Here is a 12,869-nt window from a genome sequence, read left to right as displayed (position 1 = left end):
GTAGGACTCCTGTGAATTATCGCCTGGTGAGATAAACACACAATAAGTAAAACTCTTAGTTGTGATGGGGACAAAAAAGCCTGTCATCGACAGGCTTTTATTTAATCAGGCATGTGCCACTGGCGTTGGGTGCTCGCCCGCTTTGCGCAGTAGCATTAAGAGATAAATAAACGATACGCTGGCGATCATGATAAACAGCAGGTTATCGGAATAATTCTGCATCAGCATCGCGGTAAACGTCGGCCCTAATAAACTGCCGATGGTATAGCTCAGTAACAGCGCCTGATTCATCGCCACCAGCTGGTGATGTTCAACTTTCTCACAGGCCCAGGCCATCGCAACAGGATAGAGCGTAAAGCCCGCAGCCCCAAGTATAAACAGGGCCGGTGCCATGGCGGCATTGCTGAGCATCGCAAGGCATCCCATGATCACCACGAAGACCTGAACGCGCAGCACCAGCAGGCGACCAAAGCGGTCAGCCAAACGACCGACAGGCCACTGCCCTACAATCCCGGCGCTGACCATCACCGCCATCCAGAACCCTATTCCGGAATCGCTCACGCCCTGATGATTCAGGTAGAGCGGCATCAGGCCATAGAGTGAACCCAGCACAATCCCGGAAATAATACAGCCGTTAATCCCCAGGCGCGCATGGCGCAGCCTCAGCATCGGCCAGATGTGGGTCGCTTCCTGATGCTCGCTGTTCTGGTTCACAATGCGTGTAAACAGCAGCGGCAGGATTGCGGCGAGCACCATGCCCGTAACCCACGGCAGAACGCTTATCAGGTCGGTTGGCAGCTTGCTGACCATCAGTTGCCCCAGCACGGTGCCGACGTAGTAAACCATCATATAGGCGGCAAGCAGACGTCCGCGGTTACGTGATGTGCCGCTGCACATCAGCGCACTTTCAACCACCACCCAAATCATCGCGCAGCCTACGCCAGCGATAAAGCGCCATGCCATCCAGCTCCAGAAACCAACCATCAGTCCCAGCCCGGCACATCCGGCGGCAAAAATCAGCGAAGCCAGATAATAGCTGCGATTAAAGCCAAAACGCTTAATCAGGCTACCGGTTAATAATGTGCCCAGCAGGTTCCCGGTAAAAAAGGACGAGCTGACCATGCCCACCTGCCAGGTCGGTAAGTTTTCATGGGCGAGCCACAGCGGGACGAGCGTATTTAACACTGCGATCGCCAGGGTCAACAGAAGCAGGCCACAGAGCAACAGAAGCACTGGCCGGGTATAGGTGGTCATGGATTAAAAACCGTGAGGAAGTTCAGATTTCGTGCGCATCATGCCACTGGCAAAAACAAAGTCAATCCACTGATTTAAGCGCCACGCACAATATGATCCCTGTCGATTTAAAAAACTTATCCTGCTAATGCCACGCCTGCTATAGATATTAATTATGTCTCTGTTTTTATTTATTAATGCCCGAAATTAAAACAAAACGACAGTCGAAAAATTTCATGATTGAAAAAAGAAAAGCCGGGCGCTCGGGCCCGGCTTGATAGAACTAAATACAACGCTAACTGGCGATAGCCATACCAACGGTCATATGCAACCCGTAGAACACACCGCGGCCAATCAGTTCACCCGCCAGGACCAGCACAAAGGCCAGTGACAGCAGCGGCAGCGCGGGCTGATAACCTTTAAGCTGAGGGGCGATCCAGAATACCAGCGCCGCGACCAGCAGAACGATGCGCCAGGCCATCAGAGAACCGTAATCCGGGACCAGAGCAGAGGCCTGCTGAATCGAACTGTGAATCGTTGCCAGCTCCGCCCCTTGCATCAGAGCAACCACAGCGCTCACGACCAAAGCCAGTAGCGAAACGGCAGGCAGCAAACGCATTGCCCAGCCATCCACACCCGCCACGCGCAGCAGCAGGTAGCCCAGCAGCGGCCCGCCAATAAACATCGTCAGGAAGAAGCTCATCGGTGTCCAGATGCTGTACCAGGTTGGGACAGTATCAATGGTGTTATAGACACGCACCATCATCCACACGAACACCACGCCCAGCACCATCGTCACAATCAGCCACAGGCTGCGCAGCGCCGCAGGCAATTTATTCAGCGCGGCCAGCAGCCAGCCCAGCCCGCCAACAGCAAAGAAAATCGCCCCACTGGCAATCTCGTTACTGAGGGACGATGCGCCCACGCGGTTCAGAGAGTTGAACGCGCGCATTGGTGAACCGAGGTGCAGCGTAGAAGCAATAAAGCCAAGCCCCATCAGTACCCACAGGCCAAACATGCTCAGCACCAGACGCTGCTGCTTTTCAGCGTTGAGATTACCCTTCAACAGCGCCAGCGCGAGCACAATAAAGCCACCCGCAACACACTGCCCAAAGACCGTGAAGATCATCAGCGGCCATTCATGCCATCCACTTCCCATCTCACACCTCCTTCGGGTTTGCCAGATAGCCGGTGGTATCACCTGTAGGACGGCTGTTGGCGTTAGGTTTAATCACAATGCTCGGCTTCGTGAAGTGCGCGGACGGCAGCGGCGCAACGGCAGCAAGCTGGCCATGTTTTTTACGCAGCTCTTCAATCGGGCCAAAGTCCAGCGCGCGCAGCGGGCAGGATTCCACGCAGATCGGTTTTTTACCGTCGGCCACGCGGGAGTGGCAGCCGTCGCACTTGGTCATATGGCCTTTTGCTTCGTTATACTGCGGCGCACCGTACGGACACGCCATGTGGCAATAGCGGCAGCCGATGCAGACATCTTCGTCCACCACCACAAAGCCGTCTTCACGCTTGTGCATCGCACCGCTCGGACAGACTTTGGTACAAGCCGGATCTTCGCAGTGGTTGCACGCAATTGACAGGTAGTAGGCAAAGACGTTCTGATGCCAGACGCCGTTATCTTCCTGCCAGTCGCCACCGGCGTATTCGTAAATACGGCGGAAGCTCACGTCCGGCGTCAGGTCTTTGTAATCTTTGCAGGCCAGCTCGCAGGTTTTACACCCTGTGCAGCGGCTGGAATCAATAAAAAATCCATACTGGGTTGTCATCGGTTACTCCTTACACCTTTTCAACCTGAACAAGGTTCGTGTGGGACGGGTTGCCCTTCGCCAGTGGCGACGGCCGCTGTGTGGTCAGTACGTTAATACTGCCCGCCTGGTCAATGCGGTTTGCATCCGGGTTATACCAGGCCCCTTCCCCCAGCGCGACAACGCCAGGCATCATGCGCGGAGTGACTTTGGCTTCGATATGTACCTCACCACGACCATTGAAGATGCGTACGCGGTCACCATTGTTGATTCCACGTGCTTTGGCATCCATCGGGTTGATCCACATCTCCTGGCGGCACGCGGCTTTCAGTACGTCAACGTTACCGTAGGTTGAGTGGACGCGAGCCTTGTAATGGAAACCGGTCAACTGCAGCGGGAATTTCGCGGTAAGCGGATCGTTGTAGTTTTCGAAACCCGGCGTGTAGATTGGCAGTGGATCGATAACATCCCCTTCCGGCAGCTCCCAGGTGGAGGCAATTTTTGCCAGCTCTTCGGAGTAAATTTCGATTTTGCCCGACGGTGTGGTCAGCGGGTTAGCCTGCGGGTCTTCGCGGAAGGCTTTGTACGCCACGTGATGCCCTTCCGGATCGCGCTGTTTATACATCCCCTGCTTGCGGAAGGTATCGAAGTCCGGCAGGTCAGGGATAGCGTTACGAGAGAGCTCGTGCAGATGGCGCATCCACCCTTCCTGAGTACGCCCTTCGGTAAATTGCTGCTCAACGCCAAGACGTTTCGCCAGCTCAGAGGTCATCTCATAGATGGTTTTGCACTCGAAGCGTGGTTTAATGGCCTGGTCGGTAAAGATCACGTAGGACATGTTGCCGCAGGAAGCATCCAGGGCGAAATCCATCTGCTCTGACGCGGTACAGTCCGGCAGCAGGATATCGGCATATTTCGCCGACGATGTCATGTGGCAGTCAATCACCACAATCATTTCGCACTTCTTGTCATCCTGCAGGATTTCATGGGTACGGTTGATTTCGGAGTGCTGGTTGATAAGACAGTTGCCGGCATAGTTCCAGATCATCTTGATCGGCACATCCAGCTTGTCTTTGCCACGCACCCCGTCGCGCAGCGCGGTCATCTCAGGACCACGTTCGATTGCATCCGTCCACATAAACATGGAGATGCTGGTCTGCACGGGGTTGTCCAGCGTCGGCATGCGTTCAAACGGCAGCGAATACGAGCCTTCACGGGCGCCGGTATTCCCGCCGTGAACACCGACGTTGCCGGTCAAAATGGAGAGCATGGAGATGGCACGGGTCGCGATTTCGCCATTGGCGTGACGCTGCGGCCCCCAGCCCTGGCTGATGTAGGCCGGTTTGGCTGAGCCAATCTCACGCGCCAGCTGAACAATACGCTCAACCGGTATCCCGGTGATGGTGGACGCCCACTCTGGCGTTTTCGCTACGCCGTCGCTGCCCTGTCCGAGAATATACGCCTTATAGTGGCCATTGGCAGGCGCGCTGGCGGGCAGTGTTTTCTCGTCATAGCCGACGCAGTATTTATCCAGGAAAGGCTGATCGACGAGGTTTTCGGTGATCATCACCCATGCCAGCGCTGAGACCAGCGCCGCATCGGTACCCGGACGGATTGGGATCCACTCGTCTTCACGTCCGGCACCGGTGTCGGTGTAGCGCGGATCGATGATGATCATGCGGGCATTGGATTTGGCGCGGGCCTGTTCGAGGTAGTAGGTCACCCCGCCGCCGCTCATGCGCGTTTCACCCGGGTTGTTACCGAAGAGTACAACCAGCTTACTGTTTTCGATATCAGACGGGCTGTTACCGTCGGCCCATCCACCGTAGGTGTAGTTGAGACCTGCCGCAATCTGCGCGGAAGAGTAGTCGCCGTAGTGGTTGAGATAACCGCCGCAGCAGTTCATCAAGCGTGCTACCAGCGTTTTTCCCGGCGGCCAGGAGCGAGTCAGCGTGCCGCCGAGCGTCCCGGTGCCGTAGTTCAGGTAGATAGACTCGTTGCCATACTCTTTGATCAGACGCTGCATGTTGCTCGCGATAATATCGTAGGCTTCGTCCCAGCTAATACGCTCGAACTTCCCTTCCCCACGCTTACCGACACGCTTCATCGGATATTTTAGACGATCCGGGTTATAGACGCGGCGACGCATGGAGCGCCCGCGCAGGCAGGCGCGAACCTGATGTAACCCTTCATAGTTATCGTCCCCGGTGTTATCGGTTTCGACATATTTAATTTCACCCTCCACCACATGCATGCGCAGTGGACAACGGCTACCGCAGTTAACGGTACATGCACTCCACACCACTTTTTCCGGGGCTGAGGCTGGGGATAATGCATCCGCCGCCGATGCTAGTCGGGTAAAAGGGAGCGTGAAGGCGCTGCTGGCTACAGCCAGGCCGCCAATTGCCGTGGTTTTCATCAACCCACGGCGAGTGACCTCGGCAGCCATTAACGCTTCAGGCGCTTTGATTTTCATAAAGACTCACTTTGGTTGCTCACAAAGAAAAGAGAGGCGGCACAGACCGCTATATGGTTTTATATATAACGAATTTCTTCGTTATCAGCTTTTTATGCTGACTTTCATTCGGAGGAGTATTACTACTTTAGAGGGAGAGGTTATTGAGTCGTATCAATTAGCAGGCATAAAAAAAGCGCCCTGAGGCGCTTTCTTGTTTTAAGACATATTATTAGCCGATGAACTGCTGGCCCTTCATGTAGGGACGCAGCACTTCCGGGATCTCAATACGTCCGTCTGCCTGCTGATAGTTTTCCAGCACAGCAACCAGCGTACGACCCACAGCCAGACCAGAACCGTTCAGGGTGTGCACCAGACGGGTTTTCTTGTCGGACTTGCTGCGGCAGCGAGCCTGCATGCGGCGCGCCTGGAAATCCCAGACGTTAGAGCAAGAGGAGATTTCACGGTAGGTGTTCTGCGCAGGTACCCAAACTTCCAGGTCGAAGGTTTTGCAGGCACCAAAGCCCATGTCGCCGGTGCACAGCGCCATACGGCGGTACGGCAGACCCAGCAGCTCCAGCACTTTCTCAGCGTGGCCGGTCATCTCTTCCAGCGCGTCCATAGACTCTTCCGGACGGACGATCTGCACCATCTCAACTTTGTCGAACTGGTGCATACGGATCAGACCGCGCGTGTCGCGACCGTAAGATCCTGCTTCAGAACGGAAGCACGGAGAGTGTGCAGTCAGTTTGATTGGCAGGTCGTCTTCGTCGATGATCTCATCACGCACGAGGTTAGTCAGCGGCACTTCCGCGGTTGGGATCAGCGCATAGTTGCTGCTGTCTGCTTCCTCGTCCAGCGGACGGGTGTGGAACAGATCGCCGGCAAATTTCGGCAGCTGACCCGTACCGTACAGCGTATCGTGGTTAACCAGATACGGTACGTAGGTTTCGCTGTAACCATGCTGTTCAGTGTGCAGATCCAGCATGAACTGTGCCAGCGCACGGTGCAGATGAGCAATTTGGCCTTTCATGACCACGAAGCGTGAACCGGTCAGCTTAACTGCCGCCGCAAAGTCCAGGCCCGCGTGCATTTCGCCCAGGGTCACGTGATCGCGAACCTCGAAGTCGAACTCGCGAGGCGTGCCCCAGCGTTTCACTTCAACGTTGTCGTTTTCATCTTTGCCGACAGGCACGCTGTCGTCAGGAATGTTCGGGATAGCCAGGGCGATATCACGAATTTCGGTCTGAAGAACGTCCAGTTCAGCTTTCGCCTGATCCAGCTCTTCACCCAGTTTGTTCACTTCCAGGCGTAATGGCTCAATATCTTCCCCGCGCGCTTTCGCCTGGCCGATGGATTTCGATCGAGAATTACGCTCTGCCTGCAGATTTTCAGTTTGTACCTGCAGAACTTTACGACGCTCTTCAAGAGCGCGCAGCTTATCTACATCCAGCTTAAAGCCCCGGCGTGCCAGTTTTTCAGCGACTGCGTCTGGCTCATTACGCAGCAGATTGGGATCGAGCATGCTTATCCTGTGCTTATCGAATTAAAATAGGAAAAGTGACCACAGCCTGCGGTCACAGGGATACAACGCCAACATTACCGCAACGATAGCGCTAACGGTAGCGTTTTATAGGGCTATTTTGATCCTGTCCGGCAAGCCAGGCGAGCTTTTCGCCAATCTTACCCTCAAGACCTCTGTTTGTGGGGTGATAATAGCGGGTTTGCGCCATCTCCTGCGGGAAATAGTCCTCTCCCGCGGCATAGGCATTGGGTTCGTCGTGGGCGTAACGATACTCCTGCCCGTACCCCATCTCTTTCATCAACTTTGTTGGTGCGTTACGCAGATGAACCGGCACATCATAGTCCGGCCGCTCGCGCGCATCAGACATTGCTGCTTTGAAGGCGGTATAAACCGCATTACTTTTCGGCGCGCAGGCCAGATAGACAATCGCCTGCGCAATCGCACGCTCGCCTTCGGCAGGCCCGACGCGGGTAAAACAATCCCAGGCGGAGATAGCCACCTGCATGGCGCGCGGGTCGGCATTACCGACATCTTCTGATGCAATCGCCAGACAGCGACGTGCGACATACAGCGGATCGCCACCTGCGGTAATAATGCGCGCGTACCAGTAGAGCGCCGCATCGGGGGCACTACCGCGCACAGACTTATGCAGCGCCGAGATCAGGTCGTAAAAACGATCGCCTTTATTATCAAAACGCGCGCTGCGCTCACCGGCTATTTCAGTGAGCAATTCAGGCTTCAGCACCCGCTTGCCGGAATCATCCATTTCGGCCATATCGGCCATCATTTCCAGCGTGTTCAATGCCCGACGCGCATCACCGTTAACCAGCTGAGCAATCGCGAGGCGCGTCTCATCCGGTAGAACGACGTCTTGTCCGCCGTAACCCCGCGCTTTGTCATCCATCGCCTGGGTGAGCACCTTTTCGATATCGTCGGTAGTCAGCGATTTGAGCAGGTAAACGCGCGCACGGGACAGAAGTGCAGAGTTGAGTTCAAACGATGGGTTTTCCGTGGTGGCACCGATGAAGAAGATCGTGCCGTCTTCAATATGCGGCAGGAAGGCATCCTGCTGGCTCTTGTTGAAGCGGTGAACTTCGTCCACGAAGAGGATAGTCCGACGTCCTGCATTGCGGTTCTGCCGCGCACGCTCGATCGCTTCGCGGATCTCCTTCACGCCGGAGGTCACGGCAGAAATCCGCTCAACGTCCGCGTTTGCATATAGGGCGATCACTTCAGCGAGGGTCGTTTTACCGGTGCCTGGTGGCCCCCAGAGGATCATCGAGTGCAGATGCCCGGCCTCAATGGCGCGTGGCAACGGTTTCCCGGCAGCCAGCAGATGCTGCTGGCCGATGTACTGCGCTAAATTTTCTGGCCGCATACGAGCGGCCAGAGGTTGAAACGCATTATCTGAAAAATCGAGCGACAGATTGCCCACTCATGCCTCTTACTTATTGCGTTGGTCATCCACCGTTACGCCCTGCGGCGGGGTAAAGGTGAATTTCGATGCATCAACAGCGCCGTTTTGCTGCGTTTTCAGCTGGTAGCTGCTGCGCTGGTCATCTTGCTCAACCGCACCGAACTGATTGATCGTGCCGTTGCTGCTCACGTTAATGGTGAACTGCTTCAGATTGCCGTTGCTGCCTTTCGGCGTCAGGACGAACTCATCACCGTTTTGTTTGATGTCGTACTGCTGCCAGTCGCTCGACTGGTTGCGTGCAATCAGCATAAACGGCGTATTGCTGGTCGCATCTTTCAGCCAGGTCGCCGTGGCTTGTTCAACAAACGGGTTGAAGAACCATAGGGTTTTACCGTCAGACACCAGGATACTCTCATCCGGCTGGGTCATGTGCCAGTTGAACAGATTTGGGCGTTTTACCCACAAATCTCCCTGGCCTTCCTGCACCGCGTTGCCGCTGCCGTCAGTCACTTTTTGCGTGAAGCTGGCGTGGAAGCTGCTTACTTTATCCAGTCGGCTTTTAAGGTCGCTGGCTGCATCAGCCCAGACGCTGCTGGCAACAAAACTGGTGAGTAAAGCACAGGCGAAAGCGATTTTTTTCATTGTTATTCCTTAAAATACGTCTTCCCGATATGGGGTTTCCGTCTTCTATTCTGGCCCTGCCCGAAGGCAGGCGACAGAAGAAAATGCTTAATTTTGGCTGATTTACCCTTCTTTGCAATCGCTGAAGGTTAATCAAACGGCGGCGGAGCCAGCACCTCGCGGTTACCGTTATGCCCCTGCTCGCTCACAATCCCCTGCGCTTCCATCTGCTCGATGATACGCGCCGCGCGGTTGTAGCCGATGCGGAACTGACGCTGCACGCCAGAGATGGACGCTTTGCGTTTTTCGGTCACGAAGTTAACCGCCTGATCGAATAACGGATCCAGCTCTTCACCGCCGTCAAAGCCACCGCCGCCGCCTTCGCTCTCGCTGTCAGAGGTGATCCCGTCCACGTATTGTGGACGACCGCGCGCTTTCCAGTCCTGCACGACAGCGTGAACTTCCTCATCGCGGACAAACGCACCGTGGACACGCACCGGCGAGGTGGAGTTCGGACCTGAGTAAAGCATATCCCCCATACCCAGCAGCGACTCAGCGCCGCCCTGGTCAAGAATGGTACGGGAGTCAATTTTACTTGATACGGTAAACGCAATACGCGTCGGAATGTTCGCTTTGATAAGCCCAGTAATAACGTCCACGGAAGGACGCTGCGTCGCCAGCACAAGGTGAATACCCGCCGCACGCGCTTTCTGCGCCAGACGAGCAATCAGCTCTTCCACTTTCTTACCGACGGTCATCATCAGGTCAGCGAACTCATCAACCAGCACGACGATATAAGGCAGTTTTTCCAGCACCGGATGCTGGGCATCCATGCTGTCACCCGGCTTCCAGTAAGGATCCGGAATAGGACGTCCCATGCGCACCGCCTGGGCGATTTTCTCGTTATAACCGGCCAGGTTACGCACGCCCAGCGCAGACATTAGCTTGTAGCGGCGTTCCATCTCATTGACGCTCCAGCGCAGGGCGTTGGCGGCGTCTTTCATGTCCGTCACCACTTCCGTGAGCAGATGCGGAATGCCTTCGTAGACCGACAGTTCGAGCATTTTCGGGTCGATCATGATGAAACGCACATCTTCCGGCTGCGCTTTGTACAGCATGCTGAGGATCATGGCGTTCACGCCGACTGACTTACCGGAACCGGTGGTACCGGCAACCAGCAGGTGAGGCATTTTCGCGAGATCCGCCACCACCGGATCGCCTGCGATATCTTTACCCAGCACCACGGTCAGCGGGGACGGGTTATCGCGGAACTTGGTGTTATCCAGCACTTCTCGCAGGTAAACGGTCTGACGTTTCTTGTTCGGCAGCTCAAGGCCAACGTACGGCTTGCCTGGGATCACTTCCACCACACGTACCGCAACGGTCGACAGGGAACGTGCCAGGTCTCGTGACAGGTTAGAAATACGCGCTGCTTTTACGCCTGGCGCCAGATTCAGTTCGAATCGCGTGATCACCGGACCCGGTGAGTAGTTCACCACATCCGCCTTGATGCGGAAATCAGCCAGACGGGCTTCGACCAGACGCGCCATTTGTTCGAGCGCAAAGGTATCAACCGGCTCCACTTCTGACGGTGGCGGCGTTAACAGATCCAGCGACGGCAGCGGCGTGCTTGGACGCTGCAGCGGACGGCTATCGCCGTTTCGCATCAGCAGCGGGTGAATAAGGCTTTCCTGCGGCTGAGGCGCAGGCTGCTGGAACTGCGGCGGCTGTGGCGCAGGCTGCTGTGGCTGCTGCGTGTAGGCCTGAGGTGCAGGCTGCTGGCGCACGGGTTCAGCGTCCGGCATTACGCTCGGCGTAAACAACGGTTCGCTTGGGCCATCATCCACCAGATCTTTCATCGGTGAGAATTCAAAATCCGTCAGCGAGAACGGGTTCGCGCCCGAAGGCTGTTCACCAGAATAACGCTGCTGCTGCGTAGCGGCGAACTGGCGGGCTAATTCCGCTTCTGCCGCATCGTCTTCATCTTCCTGGATTTGCTCGTCGTGCTGATATTCTTCACCGTAACGCTGATTTTGCTGCGCGGCGAACTGACGCGCCAGCTCATCCTGATGAAGTTCATCGGCGTCGTCTTCATAGTCCGATTCACGCGCTTTTTCCTCAGCCATACGCTGGGAAGGCAGCTTGATACCGTAGGAAGCCAGCTCGCGGCGCGTGGGCACACGTACGCGATTAGGACGAGGCAATTGCGGGCCAATGCCCTCTTTCACCTGAGGACGAGGCGCGCCGCCAGTCGCCAGGCTAAAGACTGGTGCCGCAGCGGCGGCAGCGACAGAGGCTTGCTTCACGCTCTCTGCCACAGGCGTGGGATCTACTGGCGGTACGGAAACGGAAGGCGCTTTTGTGACAGACTCTTGCACCGGCTCCGGCACAGGTTGATACCAGGCTGCCAGCTGCTCGCGCTCACGGGCGCGGCGCTCTTCCACTTCTTCAAAGTAGTACAGTGGTGGACGAGACGGTTTCGCCTCTTCCGCCACGTCAGGTTCAGGTTGTGCGTATGGCTGCGCAGGTTCAACCGGTTCCGGTACATACGGCTGTGCGACCGGCTGCTCATATTCCGGGTACCCCTGTGGTTCATACACAGGCTCCGGCTGATAAGGTTGCTGCCATTGCTCCTGCTGCACAGGAACATAGCTTTCTGGTTCAGGCGCAATAACAGGTTCCGGGGTGTGAACACCTGGCGCAGTCTGCCAGTCAACCTGAGGTTGCTGGATAACCGACTCCGGTGCAGGAACGGGCGCGGATGGCATTACGGCTTCCGATGGCGCAGCAAAAGCCTGCGCTGCCGTGGTTGCGGCGGCAGCGGCTGCGACCGGCTCTGTCACTGAATGACCATTCAGCAGCGGATCGTATTCGTCAAAATCGCCCGGCATCGCACGGTTGCCGGATAACAGAACATCATCAGGATCGACGGCGGCACCCGCCGCACGGTACTCCACCTGCTCGTCTTCATCCATGCGTTTGCCGGAGAAGAGCGCCGCATCTGTTTTACGCCCAAGCGGATTGGCAAATTTTTCAGCGACGCGCTGACGACGCGCGAGCGCGCCACGAAGAATACGGGCCCGACGAGATTCACGGCGCTGTACCGGCGCCTCGTCTTCCTCTTCGTACTCATCTTCATATTCGTCTTCATCGACCCATGTATCGTCACGACGGGTACGGTTACTGGCGAAAGTGAGGATAGTGAGAATAAAGCTGCCGATCTTCTCGGCGATGCTCACCCACGACCAGCCAGTAAACAGGGTCAACCCTGCGGCCCAGATGCAAAGCAGCGTCAGGGTACCTCCGCTGCTGTGAAGCATCGGCTGCAGGGCGGAACTCAGCAGGCTGCCGATGACGCCACCGGAGGCGAAGTACCAGATATCATCGGCGTTTATAGCCGCCAGCCCGCACGAGGTGAGGATCAATGCCAGCGCGCCAATCAGGCGCAGCGATACCGCGAAGTAATCGATGTAGTCGTCATTCTGCCGATGACGCCAGGCAAACCAGCATCCACCAATGATAATGACGGGAATGGTATAGGCCATCACACCGAAAATGAAAAAGAGCGTGTCCGCAAGCCAGGCACCCGGTACACCGCCTAAATTATGGATAGGCTCATGCCATGCGGTTTGCGACCAGCTGGGATCGGAGGGGTTGAAACTGAGTAAGGCTGCCATCAGCCAGACGGCGAAAAGGGCAATAACTAACAGCAAAGCCTCGAGGAGACGACGTCCGCTGCTTAGCTTCGATAGTGTGACTTCTTTGTCTTCAGTGTATTCCTGGCTCAAGAAAGGCTCTCCAGGTATCAGGCATATCCTGCCTGTTTGCTAAAACGGACAACAGCGCCGGGGACTCCCCGGC

Annotated in this window: 8 protein-coding genes; all 8 read right to left on the bottom strand. The window is 56.1% G+C overall.

The window, feature by feature from the left end:
- Positions 1-105: 105 nt before the first annotated feature.
- Positions 106-1,254 (bottom strand): MFS transporter, encoded by a 1,149-nt coding sequence (locus ACOQH0_RS07685; RefSeq protein WP_421511918.1) that lies wholly within the window; start codon positions 1,252-1,254, stop codon positions 106-108.
- Positions 1,255-1,528: 274 nt separating this feature from the next.
- The gene (locus tag ACOQH0_RS07680) at positions 1,529-2,392 is read right to left on the bottom strand and encodes a dimethyl sulfoxide reductase anchor subunit family protein (RefSeq protein WP_421511917.1); all 864 of its coding nucleotides are present in this window, start codon (positions 2,390-2,392) and stop codon (positions 1,529-1,531) included.
- A 1-nt stretch (position 2,393) separates the two neighbouring features.
- Positions 2,394-3,011 (bottom strand): dimethylsulfoxide reductase iron-sulfur subunit DmsB, encoded by a 618-nt coding sequence (dmsB, locus tag ACOQH0_RS07675; protein WP_089597769.1) that lies wholly within the window; start codon positions 3,009-3,011, stop codon positions 2,394-2,396.
- A gap of 10 nt (positions 3,012-3,021) precedes the next feature.
- Positions 3,022-5,466: a dimethylsulfoxide reductase subunit A gene (gene dmsA / locus ACOQH0_RS07670; RefSeq protein WP_421511916.1), complete on the bottom strand. Its 2,445-nt coding sequence runs from the start codon at positions 5,464-5,466 to the stop codon at positions 3,022-3,024.
- A gap of 211 nt (positions 5,467-5,677) precedes the next feature.
- The gene (serS, locus tag ACOQH0_RS07665) at positions 5,678-6,970 is read right to left on the bottom strand and encodes a serine--tRNA ligase (protein WP_010429208.1); all 1,293 of its coding nucleotides are present in this window, start codon (positions 6,968-6,970) and stop codon (positions 5,678-5,680) included.
- A gap of 91 nt (positions 6,971-7,061) precedes the next feature.
- On the bottom strand, positions 7,062-8,405 hold the full coding sequence (gene rarA, locus ACOQH0_RS07660; RefSeq protein ID WP_421511915.1) for a replication-associated recombination protein RarA: 1,344 nt from the start codon (positions 8,403-8,405) through the stop codon (positions 7,062-7,064).
- Between the two features lie 9 nt (positions 8,406-8,414).
- Positions 8,415-9,029: an outer membrane lipoprotein chaperone LolA gene (gene lolA, locus ACOQH0_RS07655; RefSeq protein ID WP_421511914.1), complete on the bottom strand. Its 615-nt coding sequence runs from the start codon at positions 9,027-9,029 to the stop codon at positions 8,415-8,417.
- A 128-nt stretch (positions 9,030-9,157) separates the two neighbouring features.
- On the bottom strand, positions 9,158-12,796 hold the full coding sequence (locus ACOQH0_RS07650; RefSeq protein WP_421511913.1) for a DNA translocase FtsK 4TM domain-containing protein: 3,639 nt from the start codon (positions 12,794-12,796) through the stop codon (positions 9,158-9,160).
- Positions 12,797-12,869 lie beyond the last annotated feature (73 nt).

The sequence above is a fragment of the Enterobacter sp. JS8-1 genome (assembly GCF_049187015.1).
Taxonomy (GTDB): domain Bacteria; phylum Pseudomonadota; class Gammaproteobacteria; order Enterobacterales; family Enterobacteriaceae; genus Enterobacter; species Enterobacter mori.
The sequence above is the reverse complement of the archived record's forward strand: the minus strand, read 5'-3'. Positions and strand labels throughout refer to the sequence as shown.

What these genes read in the sequence shown, in the direction of transcription:
- dmsA (WP_421511916.1), bottom strand. Translation starts at nt 5,466, where the DNA reads ATGAAAATCAAAGCGCCTGAAGCGTTAATGGCTGCCGAGGTCACTCGC.
- ACOQH0_RS07685 (WP_421511918.1), bottom strand. Translation starts at nt 1,254, where the DNA reads ATGACCACCTATACCCGGCCAGTGCTTCTGTTGCTCTGTGGCCTGCTT.
- serS (WP_010429208.1), bottom strand. Translation starts at nt 6,970, where the DNA reads ATGCTCGATCCCAATCTGCTGCGTAATGAGCCAGACGCAGTCGCTGAA.
- lolA (WP_421511914.1), bottom strand. Translation starts at nt 9,029, where the DNA reads ATGAAAAAAATCGCTTTCGCCTGTGCTTTACTCACCAGTTTTGTTGCC.
- ACOQH0_RS07680 (WP_421511917.1), bottom strand. Translation starts at nt 2,392, where the DNA reads ATGGGAAGTGGATGGCATGAATGGCCGCTGATGATCTTCACGGTCTTT.
- dmsB (WP_089597769.1), bottom strand. Translation starts at nt 3,011, where the DNA reads ATGACAACCCAGTATGGATTTTTTATTGATTCCAGCCGCTGCACAGGG.